We start from the raw sequence: 14580 nt of genomic DNA, 5'->3' as shown, positions 1-14580 counted from the left end.
CGATCCGGGGCAGATAGAGCCCAAAGTGGTTTTTGGAAGAGCAGAATGGGCACGATCCAGGACAAATCGTGCCCGAACGGGTTCAGGGAAGAGGAGAATGGGAATTATCAAGGCCAAATCTTACCCAAACTGCTGCTGTATGGAACAAAAGTAAATAGCTCGCAGGGTCGATGAGGAAATGGCATAAAAAAACAAGGGATTCGTAAGAGGGATAAATGCAAGCTTAATCAAAAATGAATCCATAAAGCCCATAAGGCGGCCGGGTTGCAAAATGGTATATGGCTTGAATCTTAAATGAAAAAGCAGGTTAAACAACAATAAGCAAATAGAAATTCCTTTCCACTATTTTCATAATTTTGAATTTTTGCTATGATTAAGGAATCTTAACTTAAGAGGTAGCGCGATGAACAAACTTAAAAGCTATTATCGGCAATTCCATCCGATTGTCTGGGTTTTGCTTAGTGGTACGGTTCTTGCGAGAGGCTCGGCATTTGCCACTTTGCCATTCCTGGCTATCTACCTGTCCAGGAATCTGGATCTGCACCCCGTCCTGATCGGAATTACGATTGGTATCAGTCCGTTGGCGGGGGTGATTGGGGGATTCATTGGCGGCCATTTATCCGACCGTTTTGGCCGGAAGCCAGTCATGATTGGTGCGCTGCTGTCCATATCACTTGTCTATTTTGGTTTCATCCTTGCCGATTCACCGGGCTGGTTCATTGTCCTGAACGCGCTCAATGGTTTGAGCGGGGCTTTTTTTGAACCGACCAGCCAAGCGCTGATCGCCGACCTCACTGAGAAAAGCAGGCGAATGCGCGCGTTTTCGCTCAGGTACACGGCTATCAACATCGGTGCTTCTGTCGGCCCGCTTCTCGGTGCCTATCTCGCAGTTGTCTCTGCGAAATCGGCCTTCGTGGTAACGGGAATGATGTATTTCCTTTATGTCCTCGTTCTTGCCTCATTGATGAAAAAGTACAAAGTGGGCAATCCCCGAAAAGAACAGGCGTCCAAAGCTACAATCGCCGGATCGATAAAGGTCATCGGAAAGGATAAAGCATTACGGTATCTTGTACTTGGCACCGTCCTCATTAATCTTGGCTACTCACAGATCGAGTCGAATGTTCCACAGTACTTGGAGTCGTCAATCGCGAACGGTGTGTTCGTGTATTCCGTCATGCTATCCATCAATGCGGCGATGGTCGTAGCCTTGCAAATGCCAATCAGCCATTTTACGGAAAGGTTCAAGCCCATGCAGGTGATGATGGCTGGAGCCGTCTTCCTGTCATTGGGAATGCTGGCATTCAGCTTCGTATCTGGCTGGTATACAGCTCTATTGGCTATCATCTTGGTGACAATCGGAGAAATCCTGATTTTTCCATCGAGCAGTTACATGGTGGACCAGTTGGCGACGGATGAGCTGCGGGGAACTTACTTCGGAGCAGCGCAATTCAGGAGGATCGGCCACTTTATTGGTCCGATTGCAGGAGGCTTCTTGTTGAAAGAAGCAGGCGGACCTGTTTTATTTCCTATTATCTCACTGACGGTGCTCGGCAGTATCCTCTTTTTTATCCAGGGAAACAAAGTTGCCTTCAAAACGTTCGCTGCCACAATCGGAAAATAGCGCATGCAAGAGCAGGATTCCAGCGAGTCCTGCTTTTTGCATGCGCTATCCATTTTGTTTTTTCAGTTATCAAATGGACCGGCAGCAGATAGACCTTCCGGGAAAAATCCGCTCCAATCGCAAAATGGCACTCTATCCACTTAGCATTCGGAAATTATAAAACAACAGAAATGGGGCATAATCAGCGAAAAGGCACCTTTCTTTGAAAATGAATCCATCAATCTGCTTCCTGATCAGCGGCATCGGGCTTGCTCATTTTATCGACCGTAAAGCCAATGACAAGCATCATCGCAATTGGAATGGAAAAATTCAAAATGTGGACAAGGGTCATTTTCGAATCCTCCTATAGATTAATAACACACGTATAGTATTTAAATTATATTCTAAATGTCACAAAATAGACACAATTATCTGTCAATTCAGTTTTGTTTTCTGTGATTCTTGTGGAATGGCTGATTAAATAACACGCAACTTCAACTTTTCCCCACAGGAATTTCAAGTTTCTCTCACATTTATTTGCTAGTTTTAAATGGGGACGTTCGAGGGAGGATGGACATGAGCAGATTCGATATACCTTCAGCTTGCTTCAGTAGGCTGCTTGCCGGCTTCTTTTTTTCCTTTGCCTTGCTGTTTTTTTGCGGGCAAACTCCGGTACAGGGGGAGGAAATCAAGGTGCGAAATGGCGAGTCGATCCAGAAAGCAATTGACCAGTCCCAACCAGGGGACGTACTGGAGATTGCGCCTGGAGTGTACAGGGAAAGGTTGGAAATCACTAAGGCCATAGCGATAAAAGGAAAAGATGGTGCGATCATTGACGGAGCTGCCAAAGGCAGTGTCATTACAATCACAGGATCGGGTGTCCTTGTTGAAGGGCTGGCTGTCCAGAACAGCGGGGTACAGCAGGAGGACAGCGGCATTTACGTGAAAAAGGGGAACGGAAACGTCATTAAACAAAATACATTCAAAAATGTCCATAACGGCATTTATATTGCTAACAGCAAGGATAATCAAGTGCTTGAAAACACGATTTCCAGCTATGAATCCCATTTTTCAAAAAGAGGGAATGGCATCCATCTTTTCAAAGGCGGCAAGCACCTGATAAAAGGGAATGAAATTTCGGAAGTACAGGATGGCATCTATTATGATTTTACAAGCCAGATCCATGCTGCCGAAAACCATATATTCAATTCACGCTATGCGATGCATTTCATGTTCAGCGGAGATGTAAAGGCAGACAGGAACATGATTGAAAAAAATATCACTGGATTCATGGTCATGGATTCTGAAAAAATCGATTTCACCGCCAATGTTGTCAGCGACCATTTCCATTTCAGGGGATTTGGAATCATCATCTATGAATCGAAGGATATTTTAATCGAAAGGAATGAGATCCTCCGGAACAGTACCGGCCTCTCACTGGAGCATGGCGGAAATACATTGACACGCAGAAACATGATTGCGGCGAACCAGGTCGGCCTAGAATTCAGGGGAGAAAACAAGGATAATATTTTTTCTGAAAACAATTTTATCGGCAATGTAGTCCAGTCAAAGATTTCCGGAACGGATATGAGGCTGGACGATGGCAGGAAAGGAAACTATTGGGATGATTACAGCAGTTTCGACCTTTCGGGAGACGGAATCGGGGAAGAGGCTTACAAGGCTGGTTCCCTGTATGATCGCCTTCTGCAAAAGCAGCCATATTGGCAATTTTTCTTCGAGAGTCCTTCGGTGAAGTTATGGACAAAGGCTGAGTCTCTTTTCCCGACGTTTGGGACGGTTGACATCTATGACGCGCGGCCATTGACAGAACCTGTGCCAATGATGGCGAAACAGGACCGGCGGCGCAGCGAAGGGCCGCCAATCCCTTTAATGGCAGGGATGCTGTTCATGATTGTTTCTTTATTCGTGATTGTGAAAGGAAGGAAGCTGCTATGATGAAAAAAATCGGGCTGGCTTTGATGCTTGCAGCATTCATTACCGGCTGTCAGGCAAACAAGATGGAACCTGAGGAAATCAATCCCGAGATCGACGTATGCGAGGTTTGCAATATGGGAATTGCCCACGAATTCTTTGCGACAGAAATTGTCACGGCCGAAGGCGAGATCCATAAATTCGATGATATTGGCTGCATGGAGGAATTTTTGCAAGACAACAGCAGCCTGGATGAAAAAGGATCTGCAAAAAAGTATGTGAGGGATATGGAGAGCGGGGAATGGGTTGAACTGGAACAGGCATATCATGTTTTCCACCCGGAATTCTGGACACCGATGGCCAATGGAGTCGTCAGCTTCAAGAGTAAGGAAAGAGCCGAAAATTATAGGGAAGAACAGGGAATGGGAGAAATCTACGAATACAAGGCATTGAAAAAACATGAGTGGAGTTGGGAGAAATGAGGCATATCGCCCGGCAGCAAATGACTCTGATCATGAGAAGCCATTGGCTGACTGCCTTTGGCTTGCTGTTCGCATCACTGGCTGTCATGGTGGCCTTGCTGGGAAATACAGGGGCCTCGGGGTTTGATGGCTTCAATCGGATGACCGCCAGTCTGCTTAATGTGAACCTATTGTTAATTCCGCTGATATCTTTGCTGATTGGCAGCCTGTTCTTATCTGGAGAGAAAGAGGACAGGGGGCTTATGCTGCTCCTGACTTATCCAATTTCACCCTGGTCGGTGGTCCTTGGGAAATACACTGGCTTGTTTGCCGCTGTCCTGTCGGTATTAACATTTGGATATGGTTCCGCCTTGCTCGCTATTTCCTTCACAGGCGGGGACGTATCCCTTTCCCTTCTCCTGCTGTTTTATTTGTATTCGGTTTTACTGGCAGGCATCTTCCTGTCGCTTTCCATGGTCATTGGCATCCTCGCGAAATCTCGCTTCCAGGCGCTTGGAATCAGCCTGATTGTCTGGGCATTCCTTGTGCTTTTCTATGAATTCATCATCATGGGGATCAGCATGTTCCTGATTAAACAATGGCTATTGCCAATGCTGACGGTGTCGGTATTCCTGAATCCCGTCGAGCTGATTCGGGTGAAGTCGATCCTTTCACTCGACGGCGCATCAGTTTTTGGGCCAAGGCTATACGACCTGACGGTTTGGGCGGATGGAGCAGCGGGGAATTTGCTGTTTGTGGCCGCTGTTTTGCTATGGATCGGTTTGCCTCTATTGTTTTCTGTCCGTGCTGTAAAAAGGGGGGCTGTGAATGAGCACCAATGATTGGATCAAGATTGAAGGCCTTGCGAAGCATTATAGTGAATTAAAAAAGATAAGCGATATCAGTTTCGGGATAAAAAAAGGGGAGATTTTTGCCCTTTGCGGCGCGAACGGGGCGGGGAAAAGCACGCTGATCAAAATGCTGACAGGCATCCTGAAGCCATCAGCCGGAAAAGTGACTGTGGAAGGGAAGGAAATCAGCCCGGCTAGCCATGAATTTAAACATCTATTTTCATATATGCCGGATGAAATGCTTTTTCCGAAGCAACTGACCGGACTGGAGGTACTGACCTTTTTCGCAAGGCTGCGAAGCATCCCGCAGGAGAAAGTGAATGAATCGCTTTATCTGACAGGATTGTATGATGAACGCAATATGCCGGTCAAACAGTATTCCAAAGGGATGCAGCAGCGGCTCGCGCTCGCGCAGGCACTGATGCCCGATGTCCCTCTACGGATTCTTGATGAGCCTACAAATGGGCTTGACCCATATTGGGTATATCGATTCAAGGAAATCATCCGGGATGAAAAGGGAAAGGGCAGGACAATCTTCTTCACCACCCATATATTAAGCATTGTAGAGGAGCTGGCGGACAGGGCAGCATTCATGGAGGAGGGCAAACTCCAGTATTGCGATTCGGTCCGTTCGATGACAGAACAAGGCGGAGTGTATGTTCCTCTTGAAAAAGTGTTTTTTCATTAGCAAAAAGAATCCCGGTGTGTTTTATAATCGCATCGGGATTCTTTTTATGGGATGATTCACTTCGAGAAGTGTCCAGTACGAGCGCCTAGCCAGTTTACATCAATGGATGGAACCTTAAGTATTTTCGGGAAGGTTTTCTTCAAGCAGCACGAGTCATAGTCGCCCTCTAGCAGCTCGGGGACGCAAGTTGTGCTCTAAGGTCCAGCCGCGCGGAAGCTGATTAAGCTCAGCTGCCAGGCCAAGGGACTGCTTCTACAGGGGACGTCTCGCGCTTGTCGGAACTGACCAGGACGCTTGCGTTTGCTTAATGGCTGCTTCCATCTCCATCCGTATGGCTTTCTTCATTCTTTTCCATATCGCCGGAATCTCCGCCATTCTTCATTTTCATTTTCTTCATATAACGCTCATTTGCAACCTGGTCGATCTGCTCCCATGTGGCAATCATCGGTTTGACTTCGCCTTCGTCAGCGATGAATTTTTCAGCGCTTTCCTTGTCCTTGAAGAATGCATAGCCATAGTTCATCGGCGTGCTGATCTCTGCCTTTACCGGTACAGCTGTGTCGGCCTCGACCCATTCCGAGGTTAGATAGTCACGGACCCATTTTTCTTCGAATTCAGTGCCATCCCTGCGTGTGATATTCAGCAGGCAGCCAGAGTCGTCAAAGAAAACATATTCGCCATCCTTCGTTTTTGCCTGGGCTGTGAAAACCCCTTTCGGATCAGCCTCCGGGTAAACCTTCATGTTGCAGAATGCGCAGACATCATCTTCACCAGGCTCATGAGGGCCGTCAGCATGAGCGGTTTCATCATGTTCCTTTTCATTTTCATCGGCTTTTTCATTTTCAGCTTTTTCTTGTACTGTCGAAGTGGAATCATTTTCTTTTTTGGCAGCATCGTCCCCGCATGCCGTGAAAATGGTCACGACTAATAACGCCATCAAAACCATCAAGAATTTTTTCATCACCAATCCTCCTTTTTTCGAAACTAATCCTAACAGGCATTTGTGATTAAACTGCGAAAAATCAATGTAAAAACCGTGAGATTAGTAAATTTTTTTTGATACACTGACATTTTTGCCAAAATGCTAATTTTTAGACAGGGTTATTGCTGATATTGGAAAGTTGTTTTACATAAAGAACAAAAAATTCTTTAAAAAGTAAGAAAACAGGAGATATTTCATGATAAAGAACGAATTCTGTTCTTATTTAAGAAAAAAAGGGCTTTTTCGGTCTTTTCTTTATCTGGTACAAATAGACTATACTTTAGGTAACAAAAGGAGGATCGCATCGAATATATTGGAGGGGATACTTGTGTACAGGAAAGACTGCAGCCGCTGCATGCGGCCTTCATTCAGCAGCAGCGAAATAGGTGAGTGGATATGTCCGATTTGCGGCAAGGATCTAACGGACGCCCCCTTTTTCCATGCCATAACCCTTGAAAAGGCAGCTGTAGGCCGGGCTTGGAGGAAAGATCCTTACAAAAAACAGGACAATCGGACGGATACCGGGTTTTATGGGGGTAAAATTTAAAGAAATGTTCCTCAATATACGCAAGGATACGACAAAATTCCAAATTTTTTTAAGAAAAGATTTCAGAATTTTCACTCCCCTTCCTGATTTTTTGTAGGCTTTTGGAAGAAAAAAGGAAAACTTTATAGTATTGTCCCGACATATACCAACAATCTTATCATTGGAAACCAATTACAATAGCTATGGGGATTTGGTATGCAGTATCGGAAGATAAAGGCAAACGTATTGAAAAATACGGACGCAAAGTCACAGGTCTAAGGCACTGGGTGCTAAGATGGCTGGACTGCCTCGAATACGGTCTGTATTTTAGGGGGGAGAACGTGATCAAAGAAAAAACAGTTTTTGAAGAACTGGACTCAGAATGGACAAAGCTAATCTTGGAAGCACTGGAAATGGGACTGAACAAGGAGGAAATCAGGAAATTTCTAAATAACGAAAATACGATGCAGAGCCAGCAATAAGAAACTACTACATATTTAATAGAGAGAGCACCCTGATTTCAAGGGTGCTTTTTCCATGGGGTGGCTGATTGCTTTAAAAGGAAAGGCAGCCTTTTAAAAAGGCTGCCTGCTTACGATTCATTTTTTCTGGATCCGCCACTTGTTGAACTCTAGGAACTCCCTGAATTGATCCTTGCTGATGCCTGATTCCATCGCTTCCTTAACAAGATTCACCCAATCGGCATCCATGTTTTCTGTATCTGGCTGCTCATGGATCAGCTGGTCAACCGGTATATCTAGAACGGCTGCGATCTTTTCCAGGAACTGGATTGAAGGGTTTGTCTGGAGGTTGCGCTCTAAAGAACTTAAATACGATTTAGCGACGCCGGCTTGTTCTGCAAGCTCTGATAACGACATTTTCTTTTCCAGACGGATTTTTTTTACGCGTTCACCAATCACAGGCATTCACACACCTTCTTTTTTGTATATTTCTATCATATCAAAAAAAAACAAGAGGTTCCATATAAAGAACATCTATCAAAACAAAAATTTAGCGGTTCTAAATTTTTTGTTTGATTTCTCTCTCAAGCCCATTTTACTCGATTATGAGGAGCATGGACTTGGGAAATTTCTGGTTGAATATTATTATATCGTCTTGTTGGCGGATGAGTTTAGCTTGAATGCAAAGTTTTCATTGGCAATTGTGTTATTTATGAATATTATTTGTAGATTCCAACGGAAATGTTGTTCCCAGATTCAGGATTTGCGAGAATGTTTTAGTATATACAAGGGGGATAGACAGATGAGGAAAATGAAAGCGTTGAAATTGTCCACGAAGTTCTTGTTGATCACCATAGGACTGCTTGTCCTGTTTTCGGGTATAATATCGGTTATTTTGAATACAGTCGTTGTCAACTCGATCAAAGACGCTGCTACTGAAAAGGCGAAGGGAGATCTTGTTCTTGGCCTTGAAGCACTGGACCTGAAGTATCCAGGTAACTGGAGAATAGAAGGAGACAGGCTCTATAAAGGTGATACACTCATTAATGAAAATGAGGAAATCGTTGATTATATCGCTGGGATGACTGGTGGAACGGTTACGATTTTCAAAGGTGACACGAGGGTGACGACAACTGTCATGAAGGATGGCAAGCGGGCGACAGGCACCCAGGCAAGTGAGGAGGTCATTAGCCATACACTGAAGGGCGGCCATACCTTTTATGGGGAAGCGAATGTGTTGGGGAAGGAGTACCAAACAGCCTATCAGGCGATCAAGGATCCAAGTGACAAGATCATTGGGATGTGGTATGTAGGAGCTCCTATCGACATGGTCAGCAAAGCTATAAAACATATCAATACAGTGCTGATCATCTCATTGGCTGGGCTCATCGCTCTTTCTCTTGGGATTATCCTGCCGTTTATGAGGAATATGAATAAACGGCTGCTTCGTCTTGGAGAAGCGCTTGAGCATGCAGGAGCGGGCGATTTTACTGTAAAGGTTTCAGATCAGGGCGGAGATGAAATCAGCGCTCTGTCGAAAAGCTATGGGTTGATGCAAAAAAATCTTGCTGAACTTGTACTGCAAATCAGGGAAGCGGCTGAAACCGTTGCGGCTTCAGCAGAGGAGCTGAATGCAGGCGCAGAGGAAACGGCGAGGGCGACTGATTCAATCGCAACTTCTGTCCAGGAGGTCGCATCCTCAGCTGAGGAACAGGTAAGGCACACCGACCAGCTGGATCAGACTGTAAGGATGATGACAGAAGGGATTCGCAGCATTGCTGCTGGAGCTGAAGAAGTGAAGCTGGCGACTGAGGAGAATTCAGCAGCCGCAAGGTCCGGTGCCGAGGTGATTGAAAAAACAAGGCAGCAAGTATTGACAATCAATGATATGACTGAAGCTACGTCAACATCCATCCATCAGCTGCAGGAAAAATCAAAGGAAATCGGGAGCATCATCAATCTGATCACGGCGATTTCCGAGCAAACGAACCTGCTGGCGCTGAATGCCGCGATCGAGGCTGCAAGGGCCGGGGAGCAAGGGAAAGGCTTTGCGGTTGTCGCTGAAGAGGTCAGGAAGCTGGCCGAGCAATCGAACAAGTCGGCTTCGCAAATCCGTGAACTGATCGGCAGCATTCAAAAGGACATCGGTCAATCGGTCGTGTCGATGGAAAGCGGCAGGTCAGCAATCAGTGAAGGAATCGGCCTTGCGGGAGCGGCAAAGGACTCTTTTGATAAAATCAATGCTTCCATCCAATCAGTCAACGAGCAGATTGGAGAAGTTTCTGTTGCTGTCAGCGAATTGGACAATGGGACAGGAAGCATGCTCCAAGTCCTTGGCGGGATTGTCGGACACATCCAGCATACATCTGACGCCACTCAGTCTGTGGCATCCGCAACCGAGGAACAAAGCGCTTCGATGGAGGAAATCTATGCGTTCTCCCAGAGCCTGAGCACTCTGGCTGAAGACCTGCGCAGTTCCGTCCAGAAATTCAAACTATGATCCTCTCTATCAGGTTTATCTGGCCCTGTGGCCGCAGGTCCCTGCCACAGCCATCCGATAGGGGCATTGGCCGCCATGAAGCTTCATGGCGGTTTGCTATTTAGGGGACATTGGTTGTTTTCCTGGCAGGAAAAAAGGTAAAATAGGGGCAATCAAACGAAGTAGCGGTGATCAGCATGGAGAAAAAGTACTTAGTGATATATGAAGAGATTGCAAGGCAAATCCAGGAGGGACATTTCCCTTCCAAGACAATCTTGCCTTCAGAGAATGAATTTGCGGAAAGCTATAAAACTTCCAGGGAAACTATCCGAAAAGCGCTCCATTTACTTGCCCAAAATGGCTTCATCCAGAAAATCCGCGGCAAGGGTTCGCTTGTCCTTGATTTGAAAAAGCACCAGTTTCCAATCTCGGGCTTGATCAGCTTCAAGGAACTGGCGGACAATTTGGGGGACAGGGCGGAAACGACTGTGGAAAAATTTTCTCTGCAGCAGGCCGGCCGTGACATTGCCAGGGAATTGAATGTTGCTGAGGATGAGAAGGTTTGGAAGGTAGCAAGGGTAAGGAAAATCGGCGGCGAACGGATCATCCTCGACAAGGATTATCTTGTGGAAAGGCATGTTCCCGGATTGACAAAGAAACACTGTGAAAACTCGCTGTTCGAATACATTGAAAAAGAACTCGGGAAAAAAATCAGTTTTGCAAAGAAAGAATTCACGGTGGAGGATCCGAGTGAAGAGGACCGAAACCTGCTTGATATGGAAGGCTTCCATGCCATCGTCGTTGTCAAGAATCACATTTATTTCGAGGATGCGACACTGTTCCAGTTTACCGAATCACGGCACCGTCCGGATAAGTTCCGTTTCGTCGACTTCGCAAGGCGGATGGATGTCCAGGTGAATTGAAATGCTCGGTGTTAACCGAGTGGATGCAAAGCTGAGGCAAGGGATTCCTCGGTGGAAGATTCCAATTTCATTTACGAGGCGCTATTTGCAATTTGCCTGAGTGATAAGCTGAGGCAAGGGTCGATGGCGCATTCCTGCTTCGTTTATAAAGGAATATTCCCTATATATATGGATAAGGAGCAGGGAGCAGCCGGTCCCATCCACGGAAATCGGGATGGCACAAATCGACAGAAACCATATCCTATGAAAACAAAGCTGCCGGCAAGTTGCGGCAGCTTTTTCATGCTTCATGTTTCATGCTTCATGTTTCATGCTTCATGTTTCATGCTTCATGTTTCATGCTTCATGCTTAGGATATTTCCCGACAAGATGGATGGCGCTGATGATCCTCTTGTTGATCCAGGCTCTGTTCTCCTTCGTGTTAAGCTGTTCATACACCATCTTTCGGCCATTTTCGGTCGTAACATAATGACTGGGAAGTGTATTCAGGCTGATTGCGATGATATCATTCCGGCACTTCCGGCAATGGCAGAATGTCTGGTAATCAGGGCTCATCATCAACACATTGACGAGAGTGGTAACAACTTCTTCCATTACATTGACATAGTTAAAATTCATGCTGCTCCTTCTTTCCCTAAAGATGTCCTAAAGTAAATTATAGAGGATTAACTGGAACGAAACATAGTTCTATAGACCTATTTTCCTGGCTGATGTTTTATCATGTATGGACAGGGAAACCTATATAGTGGTGAAAAAGTACATCAAAAGGAGACGTGATTCCGATGGCTAAAAAAATCGCCTGCCTAATTACCGATATGTTCGAAGATGTTGAATATCTCGAGCCCTCTCGCGCTTTTACTGAGGCTGGCCATGAGGTCGTGACAATTGAGAAAGAAGAAGGCAAGACAGTCAAAGGCAAGCAGGGGAAAGCAGAAGTGAAGATCGATAAGAGTATCGATGACGTGAAACCTGACGAATTCGACGCACTGTTCATCCCTGGCGGCTTTTCTCCAGACTTGCTGCGCGAGGATGATCGTTTTGTCCAGTTCTCAAAAGCGTTCATGGACGCGAAGAAGCCGGTTTTCGCAATTTGCCACGGACCACAGCTTCTGTTAACAGCGAAGACGCTGGAAGGCAGAGGAGCGACTGGCTACAAATCCATCCGTGTCGACATGGAATACGCGGGTGCGAACTATAAAGACGAAGAAGTGGTCGTTTGCTGCAATCAGCTTGTGACGAGCAGAGAGCCTAAGGATATCCCAGCGTTCAACCGCGAAGCATTGAACCTGTTAAAATAAGTTTCTATTAAAAACGCCAGGAGTGACGCCAAGAGTAAAACTCGAAGTCCCTTTGCAGCATCGGCGCCTTGCCGTCCTTGGCCATTCCCGGGAAAAGGAGAGCCTGCTGAAAAGTTTCCCACTCCTTTTTTATGCGGTAAAATGGGAAGCAGGCCCACCCTTCCTGGAACTGGACAGTCTTTGGAATAATGTGGATAACCCTTTTGTCTGCACATAGGCAAGAGGGTTTTTTTCTGTTCATTTTGAGAATCGGGATGTATAAGATAATATAGATAGAGGGAATAGAAAGTTTTGAACGGAGATGAAGAAATGATTGTTTTAAAATCAGCGCGTGAAATCGAAAATATGAAGGAGGCGGGCAGATTGCTTGCTTCCTGCCATAAAGAGCTGCGGACGTTCATCAAACCGGGAGTCAGCACTTGGGAGATTGAACAGTTCGTCGAAGAATATTTGAAGAAGCACGGAGCGACTCCTGAGCAGAAGGGTTATCGCGATTATCAGTACGCTACCTGCGCAAGCATCAATGATGAAGTATGCCATGGATTTCCGCGGAAGGTGCCCCTGAAAGAGGGAGATATCGTGACAGTCGATATGGTTGTCAGGCTGAATGGCGCTCTTGCTGATTCCGCCTGGAGCTATGCTGTCGGCGAAGTATCGGAAGAGGCGCAAAGGCTCCTGGATGTCACAAAGGAAGCACTATACAGGGGAATCGCCGCTGCACAGCCAGGTAACCGGATTGGCGACATCGGCCATGCCATCCAGACCTATGTCGAAGGAGAAGGCTTTTCAGTCGTAAGGGAATTCATCGGACATGGGATTGGCTCTGTCATCCATGAAAAACCGGATGTCCCTCATTACGGCTTGCCTGGCAAAGGTGCAAGGATTAAAGAGGGAATGGTGTTCACGATTGAGCCGATGGTCAACATCGGGGAGTGGCCGACGAAAATGGACGAAAATGGCTGGACTGCGCGCACGGTTGATGGCACGCTCTCCGCACAATATGAACATACCATCGCCATCACGAAAGATGGCCCATTGATCCTTACGGAACAGGATGAAATCTCATAGAGCCAGCAGCATTGCTGGCTCTATTCCTTTACGGTTGATGAAAAAAAATTTCATATTTGGCAGTGAAAGTGAAAATACGCCGAGGAGTGGAACCATGGAGAATGAAATAAGAGGCCAGAGCATCATCGTAAAAATAAAAGCGATGTATTCTTCCTTGTCTTCAAGGGAGAAAGCGGTGGCAGATTACATTCTGAATAACCCGAAAGAAATCATCCATCTTTCGATCACCGAATTCTCGGAAAATAGTACAGTTGCCGAGGCGACGATTTTCCGCTTTTGCAAACGTCTCGGTTTTAGGGGCTATCAGGCTTTTAAAATCGCGCTTGCAAGCGAGGTTGTCGAGCCGATCCAGAATATCCATGAAGAAATCAAGGAGGATGATGAGGTCGGGGCACTCGCTAAAAAGGTTTTTACAGGGCATATTGAAGCAATGAAGGATACGCTGGAATTGATCGACGGGAAAGTCCTTGAAGAGATTGTCGATGTACTGAGCAAAGCAACCCGCATTGATTTTTATGGATCCGGTGGTTCTTCCGCAATCGCGCTCGACGCGTATCACAAATTTTTGCGGACAGGCATCCATTGCCATGCGCATAGCGACGGCCATCAGCAAATCATTTCCGCGGCGCTGCTTGGTCCCGGACAGGCAGCTGTCGGTATTTCGCACAGCGGCAGCAACAAGGATGTCATCGAATCGCTGAGGATCGCCAAAGCCAATGGGGCAGCGACGATCGCCATTACCAGCCATTATAAATCGCCGCTGACAAAGGAAGCGGACTATGTCCTTTATACGACCTCAAAGGAAACGTTCTTTCGCTCGGAAGCCCTTGCGTCTAGGCTTGTGCATCTGAGCCTGATCGATGCCTTGCATGTCGCGGTTTCCCTCAGGAAACAGGAGGAAACCCTCGGGAACCTCCAAAAAATCCGTGAAGCGATTTCCGTTAAGAGATATTAGCCGTTTTCACTTGGGAAATTCACTTCGAAAAATATCCAGTTCCTAGCATAGGCAGCTTTCGTCCATGGATTGGCTTCCTTAAGTATCGTTTCGGGAAGCGTTAACTTGGAGCATCTTAGTCATAAGCCGCCCCGCAGCAACTCGGGGAAGCCTAACTCCCTGAGCTGCGTCACAAGGCAGCCAGGAAGTCTGCCCGAGGCGGCTGCCTGGCTGGAAAATTTGCCTATTCAAGGTTTTTTTATGCCTGTTGGAGCTGATCAAAGCGCTTAAAAGAAGGAGAGGGATTTACAGTGAATGCTCCCGTGTACTTTAAACTGTAAAATATCCATATGTGAAGCAAATAGGAAGACTTAGGG

The 14580-nt window shown here is 46.3% G+C and carries 14 protein-coding genes and 1 riboswitch; of the genes, 11 read left to right on the top strand and 3 right to left on the bottom strand.

What is annotated here, in order from left to right; genetic code table 11:
• Positions 1 to 403 precede the first annotated feature (403 nt).
• The 5 genes from JJQ88_RS02280 (at position 404) to JJQ88_RS02260 (ending at position 5532) form a co-directional block, all read left to right on the top strand.
• Positions 404 to 1621: an MDR family MFS transporter gene (locus JJQ88_RS02280; RefSeq protein ID WP_210364114.1), complete on the top strand. Its 1218-nt coding sequence runs from the start codon at positions 404 to 406 to the stop codon at positions 1619 to 1621.
• Between the two features lie 555 nt (positions 1622 to 2176).
• Complete coding sequence (locus JJQ88_RS02275; RefSeq protein WP_210364113.1) at positions 2177 to 3556, top strand: right-handed parallel beta-helix repeat-containing protein; 1380 nt, start codon at positions 2177 to 2179, stop codon at positions 3554 to 3556.
• The gene (locus JJQ88_RS02270) at positions 3556 to 4014 is read left to right on the top strand and encodes a nitrous oxide reductase accessory protein NosL (RefSeq protein WP_210364112.1); all 459 of its coding nucleotides are present in this window, start codon (positions 3556 to 3558) and stop codon (positions 4012 to 4014) included. Before JJQ88_RS02275 ends, JJQ88_RS02270 begins: the two co-directional genes overlap by 1 nt.
• Positions 4011 to 4835 carry an ABC transporter permease gene (locus JJQ88_RS02265; protein ID WP_210364111.1) on the top strand — a complete coding sequence of 275 codons (825 nt, stop codon included), beginning with the start codon at positions 4011 to 4013 and terminating at the stop codon, positions 4833 to 4835. The genes JJQ88_RS02270 and JJQ88_RS02265 overlap by 4 nt, the downstream gene beginning before the upstream one ends.
• Complete coding sequence (locus JJQ88_RS02260; RefSeq protein ID WP_210364110.1) at positions 4822 to 5532, top strand: ABC transporter ATP-binding protein; 711 nt, start codon at positions 4822 to 4824, stop codon at positions 5530 to 5532. Before JJQ88_RS02265 ends, JJQ88_RS02260 begins: the two co-directional genes overlap by 14 nt.
• Before the next feature lie 304 nt (positions 5533 to 5836).
• Here JJQ88_RS02260 and JJQ88_RS02255 read toward each other — a convergent pair whose 3' ends face one another.
• Entirely contained in the window at positions 5837 to 6493 is a 657-nt protein-coding gene (locus JJQ88_RS02255) for a nitrous oxide reductase accessory protein NosL (protein WP_210364109.1), read from the bottom strand.
• 773 nt (positions 6494 to 7266) lie between these two features.
• Positions 7267 to 7352: riboswitch (cyclic di-GMP riboswitch) on the top strand.
• A 29-nt stretch (positions 7353 to 7381) separates the two neighbouring features.
• Here JJQ88_RS02255 and JJQ88_RS02250 point away from each other — a divergent pair.
• Positions 7382 to 7522: an anti-repressor SinI family protein gene (locus JJQ88_RS02250; protein ID WP_210364108.1), complete on the top strand. Its 141-nt coding sequence runs from the start codon at positions 7382 to 7384 to the stop codon at positions 7520 to 7522.
• 117 nt (positions 7523 to 7639) lie between these two features.
• On the opposite strand, the gene JJQ88_RS02245 is transcribed toward JJQ88_RS02250, so the two are convergent.
• Positions 7640 to 7960, bottom strand: coding sequence for a helix-turn-helix domain-containing protein (locus JJQ88_RS02245; RefSeq protein WP_210364237.1), 321 nt, complete (start codon positions 7958 to 7960; stop codon positions 7640 to 7642).
• A 253-nt stretch (positions 7961 to 8213) separates the two neighbouring features.
• Between JJQ88_RS02245 and JJQ88_RS02240 the strand changes: the two genes are divergently transcribed.
• Together JJQ88_RS02240 and treR are read left to right on the top strand one after the other, a co-directional pair.
• The gene (locus JJQ88_RS02240; RefSeq protein ID WP_481748270.1) at positions 8214 to 10001 is read left to right on the top strand and encodes a methyl-accepting chemotaxis protein; all 1788 of its coding nucleotides are present in this window, start codon (positions 8214 to 8216) and stop codon (positions 9999 to 10001) included.
• Positions 10002 to 10177: 176 nt separating this feature from the next.
• On the top strand, positions 10178 to 10903 hold the full coding sequence (gene treR, locus JJQ88_RS02235) for a trehalose operon repressor (RefSeq protein ID WP_210364106.1): 726 nt from the start codon (positions 10178 to 10180) through the stop codon (positions 10901 to 10903).
• A 336-nt stretch (positions 10904 to 11239) separates the two neighbouring features.
• Here treR and JJQ88_RS02230 read toward each other — a convergent pair whose 3' ends face one another.
• Positions 11240 to 11521, bottom strand: a complete 282-nt coding sequence (locus tag JJQ88_RS02230; protein WP_246860878.1) for a late competence development ComFB family protein — start codon at positions 11519 to 11521, stop codon at positions 11240 to 11242.
• Positions 11522 to 11685: 164 nt separating this feature from the next.
• On the opposite strand from JJQ88_RS02230, the gene JJQ88_RS02225 reads away from it, so the two are divergent.
• From JJQ88_RS02225 to JJQ88_RS02215, 3 genes are all read left to right on the top strand, one after another.
• Complete coding sequence (locus JJQ88_RS02225) at positions 11686 to 12201, top strand: type 1 glutamine amidotransferase domain-containing protein (protein WP_210364105.1); 516 nt, start codon at positions 11686 to 11688, stop codon at positions 12199 to 12201.
• Positions 12202 to 12510: 309 nt separating this feature from the next.
• On the top strand, positions 12511 to 13269 hold the full coding sequence (gene map / locus JJQ88_RS02220; protein ID WP_210364104.1) for a type I methionyl aminopeptidase: 759 nt from the start codon (positions 12511 to 12513) through the stop codon (positions 13267 to 13269).
• Between the two features lie 94 nt (positions 13270 to 13363).
• Positions 13364 to 14224 carry a MurR/RpiR family transcriptional regulator gene (locus tag JJQ88_RS02215; protein ID WP_246860877.1) on the top strand — a complete coding sequence of 287 codons (861 nt, stop codon included), beginning with the start codon at positions 13364 to 13366 and terminating at the stop codon, positions 14222 to 14224.
• Positions 14225 to 14580: the final 356 nt, after the last annotated feature.

The organism is Bacillus sp. REN3 (genome assembly GCF_017912555.1).
GTDB lineage: Bacteria > Bacillota > Bacilli > Bacillales > Cytobacillaceae > Mesobacillus.
Note: the sequence above shows the minus strand (reverse complement) of the source record. Positions and strands in the feature narration are given on the sequence as shown.

Excerpts from the sequence above, each read along its gene's own strand:
- treR (WP_210364106.1), top strand. The coding sequence starts at position 10,178 with ATGGAGAAAAAGTACTTAGTGATATATGAAGAGATTGCAAGGCAAATC.
- JJQ88_RS02225 (WP_210364105.1), top strand. The coding sequence starts at position 11,686 with ATGGCTAAAAAAATCGCCTGCCTAATTACCGATATGTTCGAAGATGTT.
- JJQ88_RS02275 (WP_210364113.1), top strand. The coding sequence starts at position 2,177 with ATGAGCAGATTCGATATACCTTCAGCTTGCTTCAGTAGGCTGCTTGCC.
- JJQ88_RS02255 (WP_210364109.1), bottom strand. The coding sequence starts at position 6,493 with ATGAAAAAATTCTTGATGGTTTTGATGGCGTTATTAGTCGTGACCATT.
- JJQ88_RS02280 (WP_210364114.1), top strand. The coding sequence starts at position 404 with ATGAACAAACTTAAAAGCTATTATCGGCAATTCCATCCGATTGTCTGG.
- JJQ88_RS02240 (WP_481748270.1), top strand. The coding sequence starts at position 8,214 with ATGAATATTATTTGTAGATTCCAACGGAAATGTTGTTCCCAGATTCAG.
- JJQ88_RS02265 (WP_210364111.1), top strand. The coding sequence starts at position 4,011 with ATGAGGCATATCGCCCGGCAGCAAATGACTCTGATCATGAGAAGCCAT.
- map (WP_210364104.1), top strand. The coding sequence starts at position 12,511 with ATGATTGTTTTAAAATCAGCGCGTGAAATCGAAAATATGAAGGAGGCG.
- JJQ88_RS02215 (WP_246860877.1), top strand. The coding sequence starts at position 13,364 with ATGGAGAATGAAATAAGAGGCCAGAGCATCATCGTAAAAATAAAAGCG.
- JJQ88_RS02260 (WP_210364110.1), top strand. The coding sequence starts at position 4,822 with ATGAGCACCAATGATTGGATCAAGATTGAAGGCCTTGCGAAGCATTAT.
- JJQ88_RS02230 (WP_246860878.1), bottom strand. The coding sequence starts at position 11,521 with ATGAATTTTAACTATGTCAATGTAATGGAAGAAGTTGTTACCACTCTC.
- JJQ88_RS02270 (WP_210364112.1), top strand. The coding sequence starts at position 3,556 with ATGAAAAAAATCGGGCTGGCTTTGATGCTTGCAGCATTCATTACCGGC.